The 22055-nt window shown below is 63.0% G+C and carries 24 protein-coding genes; 12 read left to right on the top strand and 12 right to left on the bottom strand.

Annotated elements, in window-relative coordinates; all coding sequences use genetic code 11:
- Positions 1 to 24: 24 nt before the first annotated feature.
- The 10 genes from KIT02_RS05545 to flgF form a co-directional block, all read right to left on the bottom strand.
- Positions 25 to 444, bottom strand: a complete 420-nt coding sequence (locus KIT02_RS05545; RefSeq protein ID WP_297583287.1) for a YciI family protein — start codon at positions 442 to 444, stop codon at positions 25 to 27.
- Between the two features lie 158 nt (positions 445 to 602).
- Complete coding sequence (locus tag KIT02_RS05540) at positions 603 to 1016, bottom strand: curlin (RefSeq protein WP_297583285.1); 414 nt, start codon at positions 1014 to 1016, stop codon at positions 603 to 605.
- Positions 1017 to 1210: 194 nt separating this feature from the next.
- Positions 1211 to 1594, bottom strand: a complete 384-nt coding sequence (gene csgH, locus KIT02_RS05535) for a curli-like amyloid fiber formation chaperone CsgH (RefSeq protein WP_297583283.1) — start codon at positions 1592 to 1594, stop codon at positions 1211 to 1213.
- A gap of 57 nt (positions 1595 to 1651) precedes the next feature.
- Positions 1652 to 2086: a curlin gene (locus KIT02_RS05530; protein WP_297583281.1), complete on the bottom strand. Its 435-nt coding sequence runs from the start codon at positions 2084 to 2086 to the stop codon at positions 1652 to 1654.
- A gap of 193 nt (positions 2087 to 2279) precedes the next feature.
- Positions 2280 to 3779 (bottom strand): carboxypeptidase M32, encoded by a 1500-nt coding sequence (locus tag KIT02_RS05525; protein ID WP_297583279.1) that lies wholly within the window; start codon positions 3777 to 3779, stop codon positions 2280 to 2282.
- A 50-nt stretch (positions 3780 to 3829) separates the two neighbouring features.
- Positions 3830 to 4012, bottom strand: a complete 183-nt coding sequence (locus KIT02_RS05520) for a hypothetical protein (protein WP_297583277.1) — start codon at positions 4010 to 4012, stop codon at positions 3830 to 3832.
- Positions 4013 to 4210: 198 nt separating this feature from the next.
- Complete coding sequence (flgH, locus tag KIT02_RS05515; protein WP_297583274.1) at positions 4211 to 4948, bottom strand: flagellar basal body L-ring protein FlgH; 738 nt, start codon at positions 4946 to 4948, stop codon at positions 4211 to 4213.
- Between the two features lie 14 nt (positions 4949 to 4962).
- On the bottom strand, positions 4963 to 5910 hold the full coding sequence (flgA, locus tag KIT02_RS05510) for a flagellar basal body P-ring formation chaperone FlgA (RefSeq protein ID WP_297583272.1): 948 nt from the start codon (positions 5908 to 5910) through the stop codon (positions 4963 to 4965).
- A gap of 13 nt (positions 5911 to 5923) precedes the next feature.
- Positions 5924 to 6709 carry a flagellar basal-body rod protein FlgG gene (gene flgG, locus KIT02_RS05505; protein WP_297583269.1) on the bottom strand — a complete coding sequence of 262 codons (786 nt, stop codon included), beginning with the start codon at positions 6707 to 6709 and terminating at the stop codon, positions 5924 to 5926.
- 14 nt (positions 6710 to 6723) lie between these two features.
- Complete coding sequence (flgF, locus tag KIT02_RS05500) at positions 6724 to 7461, bottom strand: flagellar basal-body rod protein FlgF (RefSeq protein ID WP_297585121.1); 738 nt, start codon at positions 7459 to 7461, stop codon at positions 6724 to 6726.
- Positions 7462 to 7736: 275 nt separating this feature from the next.
- On the opposite strand from flgF, the gene KIT02_RS05495 reads away from it, so the two are divergent.
- The 5 genes from KIT02_RS05495 (at position 7737) to KIT02_RS05475 (ending at position 14323) form a co-directional block, all read left to right on the top strand.
- Positions 7737 to 8237 (top strand): flagellar basal body-associated FliL family protein, encoded by a 501-nt coding sequence (locus KIT02_RS05495; protein ID WP_297583266.1) that lies wholly within the window; start codon positions 7737 to 7739, stop codon positions 8235 to 8237.
- Complete coding sequence (gene fliM / locus KIT02_RS05490) at positions 8237 to 9427, top strand: flagellar motor switch protein FliM (protein ID WP_297583263.1); 1191 nt, start codon at positions 8237 to 8239, stop codon at positions 9425 to 9427. The genes KIT02_RS05495 and fliM overlap by 1 nt, the downstream gene beginning before the upstream one ends.
- Complete coding sequence (locus tag KIT02_RS05485) at positions 9424 to 9855, top strand: DUF6468 domain-containing protein (RefSeq protein ID WP_297583261.1); 432 nt, start codon at positions 9424 to 9426, stop codon at positions 9853 to 9855. Before fliM ends, KIT02_RS05485 begins: the two co-directional genes overlap by 4 nt.
- A complete protein-coding gene (locus tag KIT02_RS05480) occupies positions 9852 to 10838 on the top strand; it encodes a hypothetical protein (protein WP_297583259.1) in 987 nt (328 codons plus the stop codon). The genes KIT02_RS05485 and KIT02_RS05480 overlap by 4 nt, the downstream gene beginning before the upstream one ends.
- A gap of 200 nt (positions 10839 to 11038) precedes the next feature.
- The gene (locus tag KIT02_RS05475; protein WP_297583257.1) at positions 11039 to 14323 is read left to right on the top strand and encodes a hypothetical protein; all 3285 of its coding nucleotides are present in this window, start codon (positions 11039 to 11041) and stop codon (positions 14321 to 14323) included.
- Here KIT02_RS05475 and fliP read toward each other — a convergent pair.
- Both fliP and KIT02_RS05465 read right to left on the bottom strand, forming a co-directional pair.
- On the bottom strand, positions 14320 to 15039 hold the full coding sequence (gene fliP / locus KIT02_RS05470; RefSeq protein ID WP_297585119.1) for a flagellar type III secretion system pore protein FliP: 720 nt from the start codon (positions 15037 to 15039) through the stop codon (positions 14320 to 14322). The two genes, KIT02_RS05475 and fliP, sit on opposite strands and share 4 nt — an antisense overlap.
- A gap of 37 nt (positions 15040 to 15076) precedes the next feature.
- Entirely contained in the window at positions 15077 to 15757 is a 681-nt protein-coding gene (locus KIT02_RS05465; RefSeq protein WP_297583256.1) for a flagellar biosynthetic protein FliO, read from the bottom strand.
- A 222-nt stretch (positions 15758 to 15979) separates the two neighbouring features.
- Here KIT02_RS05465 and flgB point away from each other — a divergent pair, with 222 nt between their 5' ends.
- From flgB to cckA, 7 genes are all read left to right on the top strand, one after another.
- A complete protein-coding gene (gene flgB / locus KIT02_RS05460; RefSeq protein WP_297583253.1) occupies positions 15980 to 16387 on the top strand; it encodes a flagellar basal body rod protein FlgB in 408 nt (135 codons plus the stop codon).
- 15 nt (positions 16388 to 16402) lie between these two features.
- Entirely contained in the window at positions 16403 to 16813 is a 411-nt protein-coding gene (gene flgC, locus KIT02_RS05455; RefSeq protein ID WP_297583249.1) for a flagellar basal body rod protein FlgC, read from the top strand.
- Positions 16814 to 16833: 20 nt separating this feature from the next.
- Entirely contained in the window at positions 16834 to 17163 is a 330-nt protein-coding gene (locus KIT02_RS05450; protein WP_297583247.1) for a flagellar hook-basal body complex protein FliE, read from the top strand.
- 75 nt (positions 17164 to 17238) lie between these two features.
- Positions 17239 to 17505 (top strand): flagellar biosynthesis protein FliQ, encoded by a 267-nt coding sequence (gene fliQ / locus KIT02_RS05445; protein ID WP_297583244.1) that lies wholly within the window; start codon positions 17239 to 17241, stop codon positions 17503 to 17505.
- A 2-nt stretch (positions 17506 to 17507) separates the two neighbouring features.
- The gene (gene fliR, locus KIT02_RS05440; protein ID WP_297583241.1) at positions 17508 to 18275 is read left to right on the top strand and encodes a flagellar biosynthetic protein FliR; all 768 of its coding nucleotides are present in this window, start codon (positions 17508 to 17510) and stop codon (positions 18273 to 18275) included.
- 3 nt (positions 18276 to 18278) lie between these two features.
- Positions 18279 to 19370, top strand: coding sequence for a flagellar biosynthesis protein FlhB (gene flhB, locus KIT02_RS05435; protein WP_297583239.1), 1092 nt, complete (start codon positions 18279 to 18281; stop codon positions 19368 to 19370).
- Between the two features lie 114 nt (positions 19371 to 19484).
- Positions 19485 to 22055, top strand: coding sequence for a cell cycle histidine kinase CckA (cckA, locus tag KIT02_RS05430; protein WP_297583236.1), 2571 nt, complete (start codon positions 19485 to 19487; stop codon positions 22053 to 22055).

The raw sequence follows: 22055 nt of genomic DNA, 5'->3' as shown, positions 1-22055 counted from the left end.
AGCGATGCGGGCCTTTTTTGTTGGTCAGTTCGACAGCTTCTGGCGATTGCCTTCATGGATGGCTTCGATCTCCGGCGTCATCTCGCTGGCAAAATCTTCCATTTCGAAGGCCGGACGAATTTCGATCTCGCTTTCCTCGTTCATGGGGTTCGGGCAGCGCTTTACCCATGCGACGGCCTCGTCCATGTCGCGGACTTCCCAGATCCAGTAACCGGAAACCAGTTCCTTGGTTTCGGCAAACGGACCATCGATCACCGAACGGTCCGAGCCGCTGAAAACCACGCGCTTGGCATGGCTTGAGGCCTTGAGCCCGTCCCCGCCCAGCATGATGCCGGCCTTGATGAGTTCCTCATTGTACTTGCCCATCGCCTCGAGCAGGTCGCTTGAGGGCAGGATGCCGTTTTCACTGTCGGCGGTGGCTTTGACGAATACGACGACACGCATGTTCATTCTCCAGGGTCGGGCGGTATTGCCCTTCTGACCAGCCGACGAGTTGGCCGGTCGGGCTTCGACATTTTTCCTGCCGATATTTGCGCGGAAAATGAAAACAGAAAAGGCGGGGCCGATTGCCCCGCCTTTGCACCAGTGGACCGTAGGTTTTGCTAGAAGCCGATGACCGTGGTGATGCCGGTCTGGTTGTCGCCGTTCTGCAGGCACTGCGCGTTGGTGGCTTCGCCGAACTGGAACAGGCCGCAATTGTTGTTGTTGCCGTTCTGGGTGATCGAGCCGTTGTGGTTGTCGCCTTCCTGCCAGATGAGGCCGTTGTTGCCCCAACCATTCTGGTTGAAGCCGGCGGCATTGCCATTGCCGTTCTGGTAGGCGTTGGCGCCGGTGCCGGACAGGCCCTGGAACATGGAAAACATCTGCAGACCCATGCCCAGTGCCTGGGCCTGTTCCGGGTCGGTGGCGGTGAAGCCGATGGAAATCTGGCCGCCGGCCTGGGCGGGGGAGGCTGCGAGGCCGATCAGTACGGCGGTTGCGGCGACGGCGATGGTCTTGGTGAATTTGGTGATCATTTGTCTCTCTCCGAAGAAGTGTTTGGCGTTCCCTTGATGCTGGTTTTCCAGCGCATGGGTGGAGATTAGCGACACCGTTCTGAACCGATCTGGATCGCCATATTCAGCCAGCGTTCAGCCACGCGGCCGCGTGATGACGGCAAGAAAAAGGCCCCGGAAACCGGGGCCAGTGGGAAGGAGCTGTGTGCGACGCTTCAGGTGTGGGTCACGAGCTGCTGTGAGCAGTCGATGGTCTGGCCATCCGTTGTGACCGTGAAGTCGATGTCGAGATTGGACCCGGCATTGACCATCACGCGACCCAGGGTCACCACGTCATTCGCCGGCAGGGTGAATGCACCGCCCTGGCGAATATTGGTATTGCCGCCGGCGCTGGAGCTTTTCAGCGAGAAACGGTATTCGCCGGCAAGCGGTTCGGGGCTCTGCACCACGCCTTCGATGGCCATCATGCCATTCTTGGTTACGGTGCTGACGCCGCAGGCGAGGTCGGAAACCGGAGCCGAGCTGGCGCCGATGGCCATTCCGGCGGCGCCGACAACGGCAAGTCCGGCAAGGCCGAGGCGAAGGGAAGTCAGGATCATCGTATCCTCCTGTCTTTCAGGTCGGGACCGGCGAGCCGGTCCCGATTGCGGGAAGAGTTACGGGCAGACCTGCACGAAGGCGGTGACGTTGCCCGAGCCCTGCTGTTTGACATTGGCGTTGCAGCCATTGCCAACCTGCACGCCGGCGGCGGTATTGCCGTTGCCGTCCTGGGTCAGGATGGCGGTGTGGTTGTCGCCGAACTGGCCGACGCCGGCCTCGTTGTTCCAGCCGTCCTGCCAGACGTCGCCGTAGTTGTCGTCGCCCTGCTGGCCGATGGCCGAGACGTTGTTGCCACCGAACTGGTTGGACACGCCGGTGTTCCAGTTGCCGTTCTGGTAGCCGCCGAAGGTGTTGTTCCAGCCGGTCTGGCCGCCACCCAGTGCGTTGCCGAAGCCGTACTGCTCGACATAGAAGTTGTTGGCCATGGCAGGCGCGGCGGAAGCGGCGATTGCGGTTGCGGCCAGGGCGGTGATGATGAACTTGCGGATCATTTGAAGTCTCCTTGTTGGGGCTGCGGTCCCTCCGACCGCGTTGTTGATGGAGACTGTTCTAGGCGTGTGATTTGGAACGGCGGCTGAAGTGGAAGTTCAGGAACGGTTCATCAAAAAGGCAGCGGAAAAATCTCCGCTGCCTGAGCCGCCAAACCCATCGATGTTCCGGAGATCCGCAGTGCGGGCTAGCCCGTCAGGCCTGGCCGTAGCGCTTCCTCAGGTGAGCCTTGAAATGATCGGCATTCAGCGGCTCGCCGGTGGCGCGGGTGATGAGCTCCGGCGTCGAAAAGCGTGAGGCCTGCGACCACACCTTGTCGCCGCGCCATTGATTGATGGCCGAGAAATCGCCCGCCCGCATTTGCTCGTCCATGTCCGGCAGGTCCTTGCGCATGGCCGTGCCGAGTTGCGCCGCGATCATGGCGCCCAATGTGTAGCTGGGAAAATATCCGAACGCGCCACCGGGCCAGTGCACGTCCTGCATGGGTCCATCCTTGGGGTCGTTGATGGTCGAGATACCCAGATATTCCGTCATCTTCGCATCCCAGGCTTCGGGAATCTGGCTGGCTTCAAGCTTTCCGGACACCAGTTCCTGCTCGAGCTCGTAGCGCAGAATCACATGCAGCGGATACGTCACCTCGTCGGCGTCCACGCGGATATAGCCGCGCTCGACGAAGTTCACTTCATTGAGAATATCGGCAATGTCCCAACCGGGAATGGCATCCTCGCCCAGATGCTGATGCACGAGGGGCAGCATGAACTCCCAGAAAGCACCGCTACGGGCGATCTGCATTTCCACGAACAGGCTCTGGCTTTCGTGCATGCCCATGCCGCGCGCCTTGCCAAGGGGCCAGTGCGACCAGGATTTCGGCAACCCCTGTTCGTAGAGCGCGTGTCCGGTCTCGTGCAGTACGCCCATGAGCGATGACAGAAATTCGTCGGTGCGATAGCGCGTGGTCATCCGCACATCACTGGGCACGCCGCCACAGAATGGATGATGCGACACGGCCAGCGACCCGTGGGTGAAGTCGAAGCCAACGGCGCGCATTGCGGCCAGACCCAATTCCCGCTGCTTCTCGATGGGGTAGGGCGCATTGAGGGTTTTGCGGGGACGTCGCGCCAGGCGCTGGTCCTGCACGTCCAGCGCGACCGGGACAAAATCGGTCAGGAAAGCCTTGAGATCGGCAAAGACGCCGTCGATGTCGGCGGTCCGGTTTCCCGGATCGTATTGATCCATCAGGGCATCATAAGGTGCGAGCCCCGTTGCCTCGGCCCGCAGGCCGGCTTCCTCGCGCACAAGGGCAATCACCCCTTCGAGCGCGGGCAGAAAACTGTCCCAATCGCCCTTGGCCCGCAGGTCGCGCCAGAGCTGCTCCGATCGCATGGTGGCGGTGGTCCGCCGCTGCACGAATTCGGTCGGCAGGCAGGTGGCATTGACGTAGTCGCGCTCGAACTCGCCGACGGCCAGGCGCTGGTCGGGTTCAAGGTCTTCGGACTTTGCCGCGTCGATCCAGTCCGCGATCACGGGGGCGGTCGCCTGCTGGTGATGCATGCCGGCAAGCTCGGCCATGGCTTCAGCGCGCTTTTCGCCACCGCCGACAGCCATATGAGTGGCCTCGTCAGCGCCGAGTATGGACAGGGCATGTTCGAGGGCTTCGAGCTTGCGGCTGGCGGCGTCGAGTTTGGCGAAAGACATTGCGGGCTCCTGATCGTCTGCCCGATCTCTTCCATAGCCCCGCGGCTCGATCAAGACTTGCTGCTGTCATCCTCGTGGTCGCCGGGCTGGCCCGACCGGCGCCGCCGGCTGCCCAGGCTCAGCGAAACGCCGATGGCGATGCCGATCGCGATTCCGATGGCAATATTGTCCAGTGCCACCCCGATCCCCACTCCGATGGCGACGCCGATGGCAATTCCAGATGCAGACGACATGCGACTTTCTCCTTTGGAGTTCTAACAGCCCACCGGGGACGTGGTTCCGGGTGCCACAATGGGGAAAGGCGCAGCCCGGGGGGAGCTGCGCCTTGGGATCGACCCGGCAACTTCTGTTGCTCGGGTCATGCCAGACCTTCTGTTCTGGCCGGGGAAGACGGCGGGACGATGGGGGGATCGGTCCCGCCGGAAGGGAAATCAGAAGGGCAGGATGGCGTCGAGCACCTGCTGCCCGTAACGCGGCTGCTGGACATCGGTGATCTGGCCGCGGCCGCCGTAGGAAATGCGGGCTTCGGCAATCTTAGTCGACGCGATGGTATTGTTGGCCTGGATATCCGAGGGCCGCACGATACCCGCCACGATCAGATCGCGGACTTCGAAGTTCACGCGAACCTCCTGGCGGCCCTCGATCACCAGATTGCCGTTCGGCAGGACCTGGGTCACCACGGCGGCGACGGACGTTTCGAGGCTTTCCGCACGGTTCACCGAGCCATTGCCGGTGTCGCGAACACCCGAGCTCAGGTCGATGGCTGCGGAAGGGTCGATACTGCCGGCGGACACGCCCGACACGGCGGCGCCGAAAATGCCGCCCATGCCGGCCGAATTGGTCGAATTGCGGCTGCGCTGGGTCTGGTTGTTGATCTGCGCGCTATCATCGATCGTGACCATCACGGTGAGAATGTCGCCGATGCGGTGGGCACGCTCGTCCTTGAAGAAGCCCTTTGCCGAGGTGCGGTAGAGCGAATTGGGCTGGTAGGTATCCGCGATCGGCTCCGGCATCGGCATCCGCACGGGCTGGTAGCCCGCAGTCGTGGTCGGGTCGGCGATGGCGGTCAGGGCCGGTGCCTGCCCGATATTGGCCAGGCGATCCGTGGTGGTGCATCCGGCGAGGATGGCGGTGAGGGTCAGGATGGCGGCAATCTTGGCTTTGTTCATTGGTCTGATCCCTATTAGAGGCCGGCCAGGGCAACCGGGTCGGTCGAAATTTCGACCAGGCCGGGGCCAATGGCTGTGGCGCTGATGACGCGCCGGGAAGCGAGGTTGAGGACCTGGAGCGGCGAGCCGCTGGCGGCGCCGGTCACGGCCTGGCCCTTGACAGTCAGCGTCATCGGACCCTGGCGGAAGTAGATGGTGACGAGGTCGTTCTTGGCGATGGTCAACGGGGTAGCCACGTCGGTTGCGCGCAACAGCATGCCGTCGCGGCTGGGGCGGTTGAGGGCCTTGCCGACCAGTTGGTCCATGGCCGGAATACCCTGGGCATCGGCCTGCCAGGCCGGAATGGGACGCATGGCTATATGTTCGGGCTTGAGGATGGCGCCTGCCGGGAGCGCCGCAGCCAGGTAGGGCGCATCGACAGTCATCTCGACACTGCCGGTGACATCCAGCGGCTGGGCGACGCCGGCAATGACGAAGCGGGCGGAGAAGGTGCCGTTGCCGGGCAGGTAGCGCAGGCTTTCGAGCCGGGCCGGTTCGTCGGTGGCCGCAGCCTGGATGGCGCCGATCACCGCTGTGAACTGGGTGTTGGCGTTGACGCCCCCGGTCAGGATGCCCCGGCGACGCAGGTCGTCGGCGATCAGTCCGGTCAGCAGGACCTCGTCAACCAGGGCCGAGGCGCGGGAGACCCGGACCTGGTCGAGGCCGTTGGCGTCGAAACCGGAAATACCGGCGCGGGTCATGGCCTGCCGGATATCGGACAGCGCCACATTACCGGTCGTGCCGGGCAGGGGGGAGCGGAACAGCGGACGCTCGGCATCAAGACCGGCATCGTCGAACATATCGCCGACGGTGACGATCGTGCCCACGACGGTAATCTCGGCCCGCAGGACGGGATTGGCGAAGGCGGTGGTCGCGCCGAGGGCGATGGCGAGGCTGGCGGTGATTGTGCGGAGGGCGTTCATGGCGGTCTCCTAATCAGCGAAGCTGGCTGGTGGCCTGCATCATCTGGTCGGCACCAGAGATGACGCGGGCATTCATTTCGTAGGCGCGCTGGGCCGCGATCAGGTCGGCGATTTCCGTCACCGAATTGACATTGGCCATTTCGAGGTAGTTCTGCAGCAGGTCGCCGGTGCCTTCCGAATTGGGCACGCCAACCTGCGCCGGGCCGCTGGCGGCCGTTTCGAGGAACAGGTTGTCGCCCATCGACTCGAGGCCGGACTTGTTGACGAAGCGGGCCAATTGCAGCTGACCGAGCTGGGTCGGCGTGCTGTCGGTGCCGAGAAAGGCTTCTACCGTGCCATCGGGCGAGATCGACACGCCGCGCGCCGTACCGGGAATGGTGATGCCCGGATCAAGCGGATAGCCGGACGAGTTGACCAAAGTGCCTTCCGCGTCGCGCTCGAAGGAGCCGTCGCGCGTATAGGCGGTGCGACCATCGGGCAGGGTGATCATGAAGAAGCCTTCGCCACGAATGGCGACGTCGAGCTCGCGCTCGGTCATGTTCACATTGCCCTGGCTCATGATGCGCGGGGTAGAGACGGTGCGCACGCCCGAACCGATCTCGAGGCCGGCCGGGACCATGGTGCCCTGTGCCGATGTCTGCGCACCGGCGCGGGTGATCTGGTGATAGAGCAGGTCCTCGAACTCGGCCCGCTGGCGCTTGAAGCCGGTGGTGCGCATGTTCGCGATATTGTTGGAGATGACTTCGACATTGCGTTCCTGGGCGCTCATGCCGGTCGATGCGATATAAAGGGCTTTCATGGCGGGCTCCCGGATCAGGCGTTGGCGTCGCCGAGGCGCTGGATAGCGCTGCGGCGCATCTCGTCCTGACGCTGGGTCAGGCTGGCGACGGATTCATAGGCGCGTGTGACGCGGATCAGTTCGGCCATCTCGGCGACGCCCGAAACGTTCGAGCGTTCAACGAAGCCTTGCATGGCGCGTGTGCCGGTTGCTGCAATCGGCGTGCCACCGGAGAACAGGTTCGCGCCCTCCCGCTGCAATTCCTGCGCATTGGCAAATTCCACGATACGAAGCTGCCCCTTGGCGCCGGCGCTGGACGACACGCCACCGTCGGCGGCGATGGCGATGTCGGTTTCCTCGGGGCCGAACTGGATCGGGCCACCAAGGCCGAGCACCGGGTTGCCGTTAAGGTCCACGAGAGTGCCGGTATTGCTGAGCTGGAATGATCCAGCGCGGGTGTAGCGTTCGCCCCCGGCAGCCTGTACGGCGAAAAAGCCCTCGCCGCTCAGGGCCACGTCCAACTCGTTGCCGGTCTGGACAAGGGCGCCGCCGCTCAGATCGTGGACAGTCGCCCAGTCCTGCACATAGGAGAGCGGCTGATCCATGGTGGGAAAGTCACGGTCGCGGGCGACCGGCATCACATATTCTTCGAAGAGGATCTGCTCGGCCTTGAAGCCGGTGGTGTTGATGTTGGCGACATTGTTTGCCACCACGTCGAGCTGACGCTGAAGGGCGATCTGCCGCGACAGTCCGATGAGTTGCGCATTTTCGATCATAGCGATCCCCGTATTCCCCGAGGCCAACTTCCCCAAGCGGCCTCGCCATTTACTTTGCAGAAACCATGCCAAGTCTGGATTTTTATTAAAATCATATACTTAGCGTGAACGGGATGGTGGCCAGCGGCAGATATTGCTGGCTTGCTCGGCAAGAAGTGCCCGGCAAAAACTGCCGGGCTGGCCGAGTTTGTAACCATTCATTAACCAACTGGGCCTTAGCTGGTCGGAGCGCCGGAATCGTCCGGATTTGCTAAGGTTTGGTGAGGCCATCCATGGCTGCAGAAGCGGAAGCCGGAACAGAACCGCAGGGCAAGAAGGGCATACCCAAGCTCTTCATCATTATCGGTGCGGCCGTTCTGGTGGTGCTGCTGGCTGGTGGCGGCCTGTTCTTCTTCATGTCGTCGTCGAGCGGCGAGGCAGCCGGGGAGGGCGGGCACGGCGCCTCCGCCGCCACGGCAAGCCACGACACATTCATTTTCAATCTGCCGCCAATGATGGTGAACCTGTCGAGCGACGACAATGGTGCCCAGTCCTTCATGAAGCTGTCCGTCGCGCTTGAAGTCGCCGACGAGCACATGATGACCGAAATCCAGCCCAGGCTCGCCAAGGTCATCGACGCTTTTCAGGTCTATATGCGCGAATTGCGCAAGAGCGACCTTGAGGGCTCGGCCGGCATCTACCGGCTCAAGGACGAGCTGCTGCGGCGCGTCAACCTGGCCATCTACCCGGCGCAGGTCGAAAGCGTTCTGTTCAAGGAAATCCTGGTGCAGTAATGGCCGGACCGAGCGATCAGGACAAACTGAGCGACGATTGGGGCCTGGACGACATCACCAGTGATGTCGGCGATATCGCGCCTGTCGACGAAAGCGAGATGTCCGAAGAGGAGCGCGCCGCCGCTGCTGCAGCTGAGTGGGCCGCCATGCTCGAGGGCGGTGACGGCGACGGCGAAAACGGCGCCGATCGTGTTCTCAACCAGGATGAAATCGACAGCCTGCTCGGCTTTGACTCCAATGCCGGCAACAATGTCGAGCTGACCGGCGTCCAGGCGCTGATCAATTCGGCGCTGGTGAGCTACGAGCGTCTGCCGATGCTCGAAATCGTCTTTGACCGGCTGGTCCGGCTGGCGACGACCTCACTGCGCAATTTTACCTCGGACAATGTCGAAGTCACCATGGACTCGATCTCGTCCGTCCGTTTCGGCGACTATCTCAATTCCATCCCGCTGCCCGCCATTCTATCGGTCATCAAGGCCGAGGAATGGGAGAATTACGGGCTTCTCACGGTCGATTCCAACCTCATCTATTCGATGATCGACGTGCTGCTCGGCGGCCGCCGGATCGGCGGCAATATCCGCGTCGAAGGCAGGCCCTACACGACCATCGAAATGGCGCTGGCGCGCAAGATGATCGAGATCATCCTCGACGACACGCATCGGGCGTTCGAGCCGGTCACGCCGATCAATTTCAAGCTCGAGCGCATGGAGACCAATCCGCGCTTTGCAGCCATCTCCCGGCCCGGCAATGCTGCCATTCTGATCGAGTTGCGCATCGAGATGGACGATCGCGGCGGCAAGATCGAGATTCTGCTGCCCTATGCCACGATCGAGCCGATCCGCGAACAGCTGCTCCAGATGTTCATGGGCGAGAAATTCGGCCGTGATCCCATCTGGGAAGGGCACCTGGCGACCGAAATTTACCAGGCCGACGTCGAGATCGAAGCGGTCCTGCACGAGCAGGCGCTGCCGCTGTCGCAGCTTCTCAACATGAAGCCGGGCCAGACGGTCATGTTCGATCGCGGGCCCCTGGATCCCATCCGCCTGCGGTGCGGCGATGTTGAGCTCACCGAGGCCATAATGGGCCATATCGGCAAGAATGTTTCCGTGCGGGTCTCGCGCCCGCTCAATCCGCCCAAGGTCACCATGGCGGCCTTCGAGGCAATCGACGAGACGATGGAAGGTAGATGATGTTCGGCTTGCCACTTGGATTGTTGGTCGAAGGTGCCGTCGCCGTGCTGCTGGCGCTGACCATTGGCTATTGCGTCCTGCTCAATCATCGCCTCAAGCGCCTGCACCAGGACAAGGATGCGATGCGCAAGATGGTCGCCGATCTGGTGAGCGCCACCAATCTGGCCAACCAGGCGATCAAGGAACTCAAGTCGACCGCCGTCGAGGCGGATCTGGCCCTCAATTCCCGGCTCGAAGAGGCCGAGCGCTTCGGCATTGAACTGGCCAATCACGTCAATGCCGGTACCGTGCTCATGGAGCGGATCGCCAGGATCACCAGCGCGGCCCGTCACAGCCAGACCATTCAGCCGGTTGAAGAGACGACAAAGGTCCAGTCAGCGCTCCAGCAGTTGACGGATCGCGTGCGCAATCGCGGAGCTGCCGCGTGAGCAATGTAAGGCTTCTGCCCGTCGTCATACTCGCCGTTGCGGCTTTGCTGGTGCTCAAGGTCACCGGCATGGTCTTCAATGGCGGCTATGTCCTGACCGGCGTTGCCACGGCTCAAGCTGCGGGCGGCGGTGGAGGTGGCGGAGGCGCCGCCGCGCCTGGCGAAGCCATCACGCTGCCGACCGAACCGACCCTGGAAGACCTCACCCCGACAGCCACCGATGGCGCGCCGACCCTTGGGGAGGCGACCGAGGATGGTGGCCACGGCGCCCCGGCGGCTGATCACGGCGCGGCCGCGGGCGGCGCCGAAGCGGTGGCCGAGGAGGAAGCCGGAGCCCCGGCGGATGACCCGACAAACGTCGTTGCCGACGAAAATGCCTGCGCGCCTGTACCGGTCGATCCGGAAGCGGCGACCAAGCCTGATGAACTTAGCCTGCTGCGTATTCCGGCAGATTGCCCCACGCCCGTGGATGCGGTGCCGCAGTCGCTGACGGCGGACGGTCCGGTGCCGATGTCTGGTGGCGCTGCATCGCTCACCGAGCAGGCATTGCTCGAACGCCTCGCGGCCCGCCGGGCGGAACTGGAGACCTACGAGCAGGAACTGGCCATGCGCGCCGCGCTGGTCGAGGCCGCCGAGAAGCGCATCGAGGACCGGCAGGGGACTCTCGAGGCAATCGAAACGCAGATCGGCACTCTGGTGGAAGAGCGCAAGCAGATGGAAGAAGGTCAGTTTGCCGGCATCGTCGCGATGTACGAGACGATGAAGCCCAAGGACGCGGCCAAGATCTTCAACGCCCTCGACATCGAAATTCTGGTCCGTGTGGCCAAGATGATGAGCCCGCGCAAAATGGCGCCCATTCTCGCGGAAATGGACACCATGCGCGCCCAGGAGCTGACCGTCCGGCTGGCCTCGGCCTCGCAGGACCCGCTTGAAAGCATGACGCCCGATGATCTGGCGGCTTTGCCTCAAATTGTCGGTCAGTAGCCACCGATTACCTTAGGGGCGTGTTAAGTACCGGCCCTTTAGGCTTGCCGCCATCTTTGGTGTATTCCTCGCGTATTTGAGGCCCGGTACAGAAGTCCGGTTGTCCGCATACGTGCTGGTGAAGGCGTCGGGCGGGCAGAAAGCCGGTGAAGACCGCATTCAAATGGAGCAACCGGAACGCAAGAAGTGTTCTCGTTGCCATGGCGCTGGCCTCCGTGCCGGCCATTGTCTCGCCTGCCTTCGCAGTCGAGCAGGGTCAGCTTTTTGCCACGCAGGAGGAGGGGTTTGGCCGCCTCATCCTCAGTTTCCCATCCCTGCAGAACCTGCCTCCCTACACCTTTCGGATCGAAAACGGCATTCTTTCCATTCAGTTCGCTGAGCCGGTTAATGTGACGCTTCCGGATGTTGCCACGGTCATGCCGGACTATCTGTCTGTGGCGCGCGTCGATGCCGATGGTCGCGGGCTGCGCTTTGGGCTGCGGTCCAGTTACACTTTCAACCGCACGGATGCCGGCGAAAAGCTCTTCATCGATCTGCTCCCCGAGGGCTGGCAGGGGATGCCGCCGTCACTGCCGCAGGACGTTGTCGATTTCCTCGCCGAGCGGGCCCGCCAGGAGGCTTTGCGGGCAGAGCGTGAGGCGAAGGCGCGGCTTGCGGCCGAACTCGATCCCAAGGTGACGGTCCGCGTAGGCCGCAACGCGACCTTTCTCAGGTTGCAGTTCGACTGGTCGGTTCCCACCGAGGCGGAGTTCTTGCAGACCGGCAATCTCGGTGTTGCCAAATTCGAGTGGCCGACCGGCCTCGACCTGGCCGACCTGGTTGCCAACCTGCCGGCCGAGGTTGTTTCGGTGGAAACCGGCACGTCCCCGGATGGCGCCGTCGCCAGCTTCCTGTTTGCCGACAACGTCACGCCGCGCTTCTACGAAGTGACCCCGAACGCCTATATTCTCGACATCGACCTGGCCGGCGCTGGGCTGCCGGAATTGTTGCCTGCGGACCTTGAGGCAGAGGCCGATGCGCTGGTGGCTGACGCAGAGCCGGAGACGGCGGCCCCTGAAGTGTCGATCCTGGCGGCCGGAGCCGCCGAGACCATCACGCCCTTCGTCAACGTCATAGGCAATACGGTCCGTGTCATCTTCCCCTTCGAGCAGGACACACCTTCGGCGGTGTTCCGGCGCGGCAACTCGGTCTGGATGATATTCGACACGGTCAGCGGCATTGCCGCGCCGCGCGACCAGAGTGCTCTCGATCCGATCGCGAACGGCTTTGAGGTCATTTCGTCCGGCGACACGCAGATCGTGCGCATCGACCTGTCGCAGGAGCGTCTGGCCACCATCGGGTCGGAAGGCATGGCCTGGGTGCTGTCGCTGGGCGATGTCATGCTTAGCCCCACCGAACCGGTTACCCTCAGCCGGCGCCGCGATTTCGAAGGCTCGTTCGAAATGGTGGCCGACATTGCCCGTCCGGGGCGCATCCACGAATTCAGGGACCCGCTGATCGGCGACATGCTGCAGGTGGTGACGGCCTATCCGCCGGCGCGCGGCCTGACGCGTTCGCTTGACTATGTCGATTTTGCCGCGCTTCGCAGTGTTCATGGCCTGGTGATCAAGCCAAAATCCCCAAGTCTCGACGTGGCCGTCGATGCCAATCAGGCGATCATTTCCACAAGCGGCGGCCTGACCGTCTCCGCCATCGACAGCCTGCGCAATGGCGGGGCGAGCGCCCAGGCCTCGCGCCCCTCCGATATTCTCGATTGGGACGGGCTTGAGGAGCGCGACCCTCAGGCCTTCCTCGAGCATCGTGATGCACTGGAACACAATGCTGCGCTCAAGGAAGGGCGGGATCGCGACCTGGCCCGGCTTGATCTGGCGCAGTACTACATCGCCAATCGCTACGGCTTCGAGGCGCTGGGTGTGTTGCGCGTGCTGCAGGGCGACCTGCGCGCCGAAGACCTCACACGTCGCATTCGCATGAGTGAGGCACTCGCCAATATCCAGGGCGGGCGTCCAAAGGACGCGCTGGCGTTCCTCAATGCGGCCTCGATGGATCAGGATACCGATGCGCTGTTCTGGCGCACGGTGGCCCGGGCCGCTGACTATGACTACAAAGGCGCCCGGCTGGACGCCATTGAAGCGCGATCGGTGGCGGAAAATTATCCCGTCTGGGCGCGCAACAGCTTTCACCTTGCCGCCGCCCGCGCGGCCGTCGAGACCAACGATCTGGCCATGGCGGAGCAGGCGCTCGACTCGCTTGAACTGGCGAGCCTCGACGCCGCCGATGCCTCGCTCTACTACCTGCTGCAAGGCCGGGCCGACGAACTGGCTGGCCGCGATCAGGAAGCCATCGACACTTACGGGCAGGTCATCGCCTCCGAAGTTCGCCCGACCCGGGCCGAGGCCGTGTACCGGACCCTGCAACTCCTCGACGAGCAGGGCCGCCTCGATCTCCCCAAGGCCACGCAGACCCTGGCGGCCGAGACCCTGCTTTGGCGCGGCAATGCGCTCGAGGCCGATATGCAGACTCTGCTCGCGCAGCTCTACTTCCGCAATGGCGATTACCGGCAGGGGTTCGAGACGGTCAAAACCGCGGTTGCGACCTATCCCGAGAGCCCGTCGGTCAACACCTTGCGCGACCAGTCGCAGGCCATGTTTGGCGATCTCTTCCTCAATGGCATGGCCGACTCCATCGGCCCCGTTGAGGCGCTGAGCATCTACTATGATTTCCGCCACCTGACCCCGCCGGGAACGCGCGGCGACGAGATGATCCGCAATCTGGCCCGCAGGCTCGTGCGCGTCGACCTGCTGCCGCAGGCCGCCGAGCTGCTGCAATATCAGCTCGATAACCGCCTGCGCGGCGTGTCGCGCACCCAGATTGCCGCCGACCTGGCCGTGATCTACCTGGCTGACCGCAAGCCGCAGGACGCGTTGCGCGTGCTCAACGACACCCGCCTGCCGGATATCCCGGACTCGCTGAACCGCCAGCGCCGGATCCTTGAGGCCCGCGCCATGATCGATGGCGGCCGAGATCAACTGGCCATGGATATGCTGAGCACCATGGATGGCAGGGACGCGACCCTGCTGCGCATCGATGCGCTCTGGCGCGGCAAGCGCTACAGCCAGGCCGGCGAAATGATCGAGGCCCTCTATTCGGCTGAGCCGCAGGGCCAGCCCCTGGCGCGGCCCACGCGCATGAATCTCATCAAGGCCGCTGTTGGCTATGTCCTTGCCAATGACAGCATGGGGCTGTCACGCCTGCGCGCCAAGTTCGGTGACACGATGGTCAATTCCCCCGAATGGCCGATGTTCGATTTCGTGACCGGGCCGATCCAGGCGACGAGCCTCGAATTCAAGAAAGTGGCAGCGGAAGTCGCAGCGCTCGACAGCCTCACCGCGTTTCTCGCGTCCTATCGCGAAACCTATGAAGGCGAGGGCGCCCTGACGCCCCTCCAGGCCACGACGCCCAGCGCGGGCCTCGCCAGCCTCTAGCCGGTAAAACTTCGGACGAGCGAACCGGCGACCAGGTACCAACCGTCGACGAGCACGAAGAAGATCAGCTTGAACGGCAGCGAGATGACCACGGGGGGCAGCATCATCATGCCCATGCTCATCAGCACCGACGCCACCACCATGTCGATCACGACAAAGGGCAGAAACAGCAGGAACCCGATTTCAAAGGCCCGGCGCAGTTCCGAGATCATGAAGGACGGGATCAGCAATTGCAGCGGGATGGCTTCGGGGCTGTCGGGGAGTTCGGCCTCGGTCAGGTCGTAAAAAAGCTCGAGATCCTTGTCGCGCACATTGGCCCGCATGAATTCGTGCAACGGGGCCGATCCGGCCTCGAAAGCCTCTGCGAATTCGACCTCGCCCGCCAGGAGTGGGGCAATGCCCTGGTCGTAGCTTTGCTGCAGCACGGGCTGCATGATGAACAGCGTGAGAAACAGCGCTAGCGACACCATGACTGAGTTTGGCGGCGCGGTCTGCAGGCCAATGGCTGTGCGCAACAGCGACAGCACCACCACGATGCGGGTGAAACTGGTGACCATCACCAGGATGGAAGGGGCCAGCGACAGCAGCGTGATCAGGCCGATGAGCTGGATGGCCCGCTCGGTCAGCGTGGTGTCGTCTCCGAAGTCGATGGAGAGGTCCTGCGCCCCGGCATGGCCGGCCAGACCAATGAACGCGGCCAGGGCAAGCAGGGGCAGCGCGCAGCGGAGTGCGCGCCGGCGTCGCGAGCCGGGATCAGCCCCGATTGGCGCTGTTGGTATCCTGATCAACGGCAGCCGCGCTTTCCATGCCTTGTTCCGACCCGCTCTGTTTAGCTGAGTCGGATGGCTGGGCAGCCGAAATGTCGGGGTTTTGCCCCGCCAAGGTGTCTTCCTGCACGCTGACCGGGCGCAACAGGCCCGTGTGACGGAGCGAGCGCGCCGGGCGCTGGCCCGCGCCCTGAGTCATCTCACGCAATTGCTGCACGGCATTGGCTGGCTTCGGCGCCACGACTGGCTGGGGTTCTTCGCTCCGGTCCACATCGGGCTGCGACCGTGCCGCCGGCTGTGCGGCCTTGGCTTGCGCGGCGGGTCTGCGGAACGATGTGGGGAAGGGCCGGCGCACCGGCTCGGCAGCGGGCTCCGGGGCCACCGGAATACCGGTTTCGACCACCACATCCTGCGGGCCGCCCACCAGGATCACATGCTCGACATCGTCGCGCCGGATGATAACCAATTGCCGCTTCTGGTCGACGGCCAGCGTATCCACCACCGCCAGTCGCCGGTTGCGCCCGCGTGCGACCGATCCGGAGGCGTTGAAAACAACCTTCAGCAGCCAGACACCCAGAACAATCAGGACAATGACGGCGCCAAGCGCAAAGAGCATGGTGAGCAGGGCATTGCCGCTGCCGCCGAACAGACTGGTAAGAAATTGCACGGGTTGGCCTCTGTGCGCAGAACTTCGGGAATCGCGTTATAGCATAAAGCGACCAAATGGGGCCGCGCCGTGGCACATTGCCGGGGCGGCAGAATATGCCGGTAGGCCCGGTTATTCCGTGCAATTTGCGAGCCCCGCACCCCTGCGGCGTGCAGAAATTAACCACCGGTTAACCATGCCCCGGCAAGATTTGCCTATTGCGACCCTGTTTGGGAGTCGGCCATGGGCCTGATGGATATGCCGGTGTTCTCGGCGCTGACCGACAAGATGCGCTGGCACCAGACGCGTCAGGGGCTCCTGGCCGAAAATGTCGCCAATGCGGAGACCCCCGGTTATCGCGGACGCGACCTCAGGCAGTATGACTTCGATACGCGCATGGGCATGGGCAGTTCGGCGTCGCTGACGACAGCGGCCACCCGCCCGATGCACTTCTCTGTCTCATCGGGGGAAGCGGGCGGGTTCGATGCGCAGCGCATGGCCAATTTCGAGATCACGCCGGAAGGCAACGGGGTCTCGCTCGAAGACGAGATGATGAAGGTCACCACCAATATGATGGACTACCAGGCCGCCACCTCGGTCTATCAGAAGTCGATCCGCATCCTGCGCTTGGCGCTGGGCAAGAGCGCCTGAGGGAGACACTAGGTCATGGACTTCAATACGTCCCTACGCATTGCCGCCACCGGCCTTCACGCCCAGACGGCGCGGATGCGCGTCATTGCCGAGAACATCGCCAATGTCGACTCGGCCGGCAAGGCGCCCGGCGACGAGCCCTATCGCCGCCGCATTCCGACCTTCGAGACCAGCTTTGATTCCGATGTTGGTGGCCGCGTAGTTGAGATCGGCCGGCTGGCCTACGACATGAGCGATTTTTCCTCGCGCTATGAGCCAGGCCATCCGGCGGCCGACGCCAATGGCTATGTGCAATATCCCAATGTGAACACGCTCATCGAAACCGTGGACATGCGCGAGGCCCAGCGCAGCTACGAGGCCAATCTCAACGTGGTCACCGTGACCCGGCAGATGCTCGGGCGCACGCTCGACATCCTGCGCGGCTGATTTTTCGAGGTATCTGAAACATGGCAACCACCCCCTTCGCCGCCGCTACAAGCGCTTATGGCAATGCCAGCCGCCTGATCTCGCAGGCCGCACGGCCCTCGACCGATCTGACCGCCAGCGCCAATCCGGCCGGAGGCAACTTTGCCGACATGCTGGCCCAGCAGGTTCAGGGCGTGGTCGACCAGGGCAAGGTCGCCGACCAGATGGCCGTCGACATGGTCAATGGCAAGGCCAATGTCGTCGATATGGTCACCGCGCTGTCGGAAACCGAAATGGCCATCGAAAGCATGGTCACCATCCGCGATCGCGTGATTTCCGCCTATGAAGAGATCATGCGGATGCCGATCTAGTCCCGCATTTCCTCGCGGTGGAACCGGGGGCAAATGGGTGTACGCTAATGGCGTGATTCCATCCGGGATTGGACCATGACCGGCGCAGAAGTGCTTGATATCGCCTCTGACGGCATCTGGACGCTACTGATCGTGTCCATGCCGATGATGCTTGTCGGCCTGATCGTCGGTGTCGTGATCGCCCTGTTTCAGGCGCTGACGCAGATTCAGGAAATGACCCTGGTCTTCGTTCCCAAGATCGTCGCCATCTTCGTCACTATGCTCATTGCATTGCCGTTTCTGGGCGCGACCATGGCCGGCTACATGAACCGGGTGGTCGACATGATCATCGTGGGCTTCTGACGGTGACGATCAGCCTCGACTGGCTCCCCGGCGCCGCATTCATCTACCTGCTGCTGTTCGCCCGTATCGCCGCCATGCTCATGCTCATGCCGGCCCTTGGTGAGCAGACCATTCCGGTGCGCATGCGCCTGAGCTTTGCGCTGGCCTTTACCTTTGTGCTCTATCCGCTGCTCAGCCCCGACATGCCGGCAATGCCGGCCGATCTGGGTGGCATGGCGGGCCTGTTGTTTCACGAACTGGCCATTGGCCTGATGATCGGGGCCATCGTCCGCCTCACCATGATGGCAACTCAGGTTGCCGGATCGATCATCGCCTTTCAGACGGGCCTCAGCGGCGCCTTGGCCGCCGATCCGACCCAGGCGGGCATTCAGGGCGCGATCTTTGCCAGTTTTCTGTCCTTTCTGGCCATCGCGCTGATCTTTGCCACGGACTTGCACCATATGGCGCTCGCGGCGATTTACGACAGCTACATGGTATTTTCGCCCACCGATCCCATCATGTTCGACGATTTCAGCCAATTGGCGCTGAGCACAGTCGCCAAGGCCTTTGCTATCGGCGTGCAGATGGCGGCCCCCTTTATCGTCTTCGGTCTCGTCTTCAACCTTGGTGCCGGCATCCTGGCGCGGCTCATGCCGCAGTTGCAGGTCTATTTCGTGCTGATGCCGGCCAATATCATCATCGGCCTGTTCCTGTTTGCGGTGCTGCTCATCATGATGATGGGCTGGTATCTCACCGCGTTCGAGGACCACCTCGCCATGTGGAGGGGCTAGCCGATGTCGGACGAGGCCCCCGATCAGGACTCCAAAACAGAAGACCCCTCCCAGAAAAAGCTTGAGGACGCCCACAAGAAGGGTGACGTCGCCAAGAGCCAGGAGGTCACGACCTGGTTCATGCTCCTGGGTTCGGCCATCATCTTTTCGCTCATGGCGCCGTGGACGGCGTCGAACCTGTCGGGGTCGCTGAGCCTTGTGATGATGAATGCCGATCAGTTCGATCTGACCGGCTCCGGGTTCGCCAATTTCTTCAACGGCATGGCCGTGGGTCTCCTGGCCGTCGTCTTTGCGCCCCTTGCCGTCCTCTATGTCTGCGGCGTGCTGGCCAATCTGGTGCAGCACCGCCCGGTTTGGTCGCTCGATCCCATCAAGCCCAAGCTCTCGAAACTGTCACCGATCGCCGGCGCCAAGCGGCTGTTCTCGGGCGAGGCACTGGTCAATTTCGGCAAGGGTCTGTTCAAGATCATGGTTGTCGGCGTGGTGGTGGTCCTTGTGTGCTGGCCCGAGCGGGACCGTCTCGACACCATGATGACCGCCGATCCGATCATGATCCTGCTCGATTTCCAGGAGCTGGGGACCAAGATATTCGCGGCGACGCTGATCGTGGTGACGATCATCGCAGGGGCCGACTTCTTCTACATGCGTCAGAAATGGTGGAAGCGGCAGATGATGACAGTCCAGGAGACGCGCGAAGAATACAAGCAGATGGAAGGCGATCCGCACGTCAAGGGCCGTATCCGTCAGCTGCGGCAAGAGCGCGCCCGCAAGCGCATGATGGCAGCCGTCCCCGATGCGACCGTGGTTATCACCAACCCGACCCATTTCGCCGTGGCGCTCAAATACGACAAGGCCATGGCCGCGCCGCGCTGCCTGGCCAAGGGTGCCGACGCCGTGGCGCTGCGCATCCGTGCCGTGGCGACGGAAAACGACGTGCCCATTGTCGAGAACCCGCCGCTGGCCCGCGCCCTGTTTGCGTCCGTCGAGGTCGATGAGACCATCCCGGCCGATCACTTCAAGGCCGTGGCCGAAGTCATCGGCTTCGTCATGCGCCTCAAGCAGGGGCGGGGCGGGGGCTGGCGGCCCAGCGCCTGATCCCCGATCCGATGTTGAAAAGCCGCTTCGCCCTCCCAAGCGGGCGGCGCATTTGCTACACCGATGAGAGTGTCCCGATTCGGGACCACCCCAGGCGCGCTGGAGCAAGCAGAAATGGCAACAACGCCGCTCGGCGAGGACAATTACCCGGAACCGCTTCTGGATCGCGGACGTGGTGGCGGCGGTGTCTGGCGCGTCGTGCTCCTTGGGGCCATGCTGATCCTGGTTGCGGTCGGCTTCACCTGGTTCGGCAATGACCTGCCGCCTGAATTCGTGATGACCTTTGTCGGCATCCTGGCCGTGGCTGGCGTCTTCTTCCTGTTCGGCCTGGCCGCAGGCCTGTTCCGGTTTGCCGCCACCGAGGAGCGCCGCACGATCAGCCACGCCCTGGTGGACAGTCTCCCCCATGGCGCCGTCATTGCCGATCGCGACGGCAAGATTGTCTATGTCAATCAACACTATGGCGGCTTTCCGGGCTCGCTGAACAATGGCGTGCCAGTGGGCGTGCCGCGGCTGTTTTCGGGCTTTGCCGATACCGGCGAGGCCATTTACCGGCTATCGCGCGCCGCCAAGGATGGGCGTAACGCCATCGAGGATATTCGCCTGCCCGGCGGGCTGGGCGGGGCCCAGGGCGATATCGGCCGGGTCTATTGGTACCGCGTGGGCGTGCGCCCCTTGCCCGAGACTGACGATGCGCCGCAGCCATTGGTGGCCTGGTCCGTCGAAGACATCACGCGCGACCGCGAGAATAACGAGACGGCCTTTCGCGACCTGCAGCGCGCCATCGATTATCTCGATCATTCCCCATCCGGTTTCTTCTCGGCCGATGCCAATGGGCGGGTCCAGTATCTCAATTCCACCCTGGCCGATTGGCTGGGCTATGACCTGGCCGAGTTCAATGCCGGCCAGCTCTCGCTTTCCGACATTGTCCGCGGCGATGGCGCCTCGCTGCTGATGCGGGGCAGGGGTGATGGCGAGATCCGCACCGAGATCATCGATATCGACCTGGTGCGCCGCAACGGCACCTCCCTGCCGGTGCGGCTGCTGCACCGCGCGGCCCGCCTTGCCGATGGCGAACTGGGCGAGACACGGACGCTCGTGCTCGACAAGACCAACGCCCCCGATACCGAGGAAGAATTGCGCGCCGCCGAAGTGCGGTTTTCGCGCTTCTTCAATGACACGCCCTTCGCCATTGCCACGCTCGACGCCGATGGCCGCATCGTGCGCACCAATGCGCCGTTCAGCCGGATTTTCCGGTGGTCGGGCGAGGAAAAGAGCCTTGAACTCCAGCCTCTGTCAGACCTGATTGGAGAGGCCAGTCGCGACCGCCTTGGCCGCGCGCTGGCGGCCGCTGCCGCCCGCCGCTCCGAAGTCGAGCCGGTCGATGCGGTATTGAGCGTCGAGGGCGATCACGCCGTGCGGCTCTATATTTCCGCCTCCGAGACCAGTGCCGGCTCACCCGAACAGGTCAATGTCTATGCCCTGGATATGACCGATCAGCGCAAGCTCGAGGCGCAGTTTGCCCAGAGCCAGAAGATGCAGGCCGTTGGCCAGCTGGCGGGCGGCGTCGCGCACGATTTCAACAATCTGCTCACCGCCATTATCGGCTTTTCCGATCTGTTGCTGCTCAAGCACAAGCCGGGCGACCCGAGCTTCAACGAACTGATGCAGATCAAGCAGAACGCCAATCGCGCCGCCGGTCTCACCCGGCAGCTGCTGGCCTTCTCGCGCCGGCAGACCCTGCGCCCGCAGGTGCTCGAGCTGCCGCTGATCGTCGATGACCTGACCGTGCTGCTCAAGCGCATGATCGGCGAGAAGAACAATCTCACCGTCGAGCATGGCCGCAACATCTGGCCGGTTCGTGCCGACGTGGTGCAACTCGAACAGGTGATCATCAATCTGGTGGTCAATGCCCGCGACGCCATGCCCAATGGCGGCGCCATCACCCTGCGAACCGGCAATGTCACCCAGGCTGATGCGACCCAGCTCAGGTTCGACGGCATGGTCGCGGCGGACTACGTCCTGATCGAAGTGCAGGATACCGGCACTGGCATGAGCGCCGAAGTGCTCGAGAAGATTTTCGAGCCCTTCTTCACCACCAAGGAACTGGGCAAGGGAACGGGGCTGGGCCTCTCCACGGTCTATGGCATCGTCAAGCAGACCGAGGGCTATATCTATCCGGTGTCGACGGTTGGCGTCGGCACCACCTTCAAGATTTTCCTGCCGCGTTATGTGCCCACGGTCGAAGAGGCTGCCGCGAAGGCCGCGGCTGCGGCTGCCCCGGTCAAGGATCTCACCGGTCACGAGCGCATCCTTCTGGTCGAGGACGAGGAAAGCGTGCGCGCTTTCTCCGCCCGTGCCCTCAAGGCCACCGGCTACGAAGTGCATGAAGCCGAAGGTGGCGAAGAGGCACTCGAAGTGCTCGAAGATCTCGACTACGAGGTCGACCTGATCATTTCGGACGTGGTTATGCCGGAAATGGACGGCCCCACCATGCTCAAGGTCATTCGTGAGCGGGCGCCTAATCTGAAGATCATCTTCGTGTCCGGCTATGCCGAGGAAAGCGTGCGCCGCGATATCGAGGACGATCAAAGCGTCGATTTCCTGCCCAAGCCCTATGCGCTCGACCAGATCAACGCCAAGGTCAAGGAAGTGCTCCAGCGTCAGGACAAGCGAGACGAATAG

The organism is Devosia sp. (assembly GCF_025809055.1).
Lineage (GTDB): Bacteria > Pseudomonadota > Alphaproteobacteria > Rhizobiales > Devosiaceae > Devosia.
This window is presented reverse-complemented; position numbering and strand designations above follow the sequence as displayed.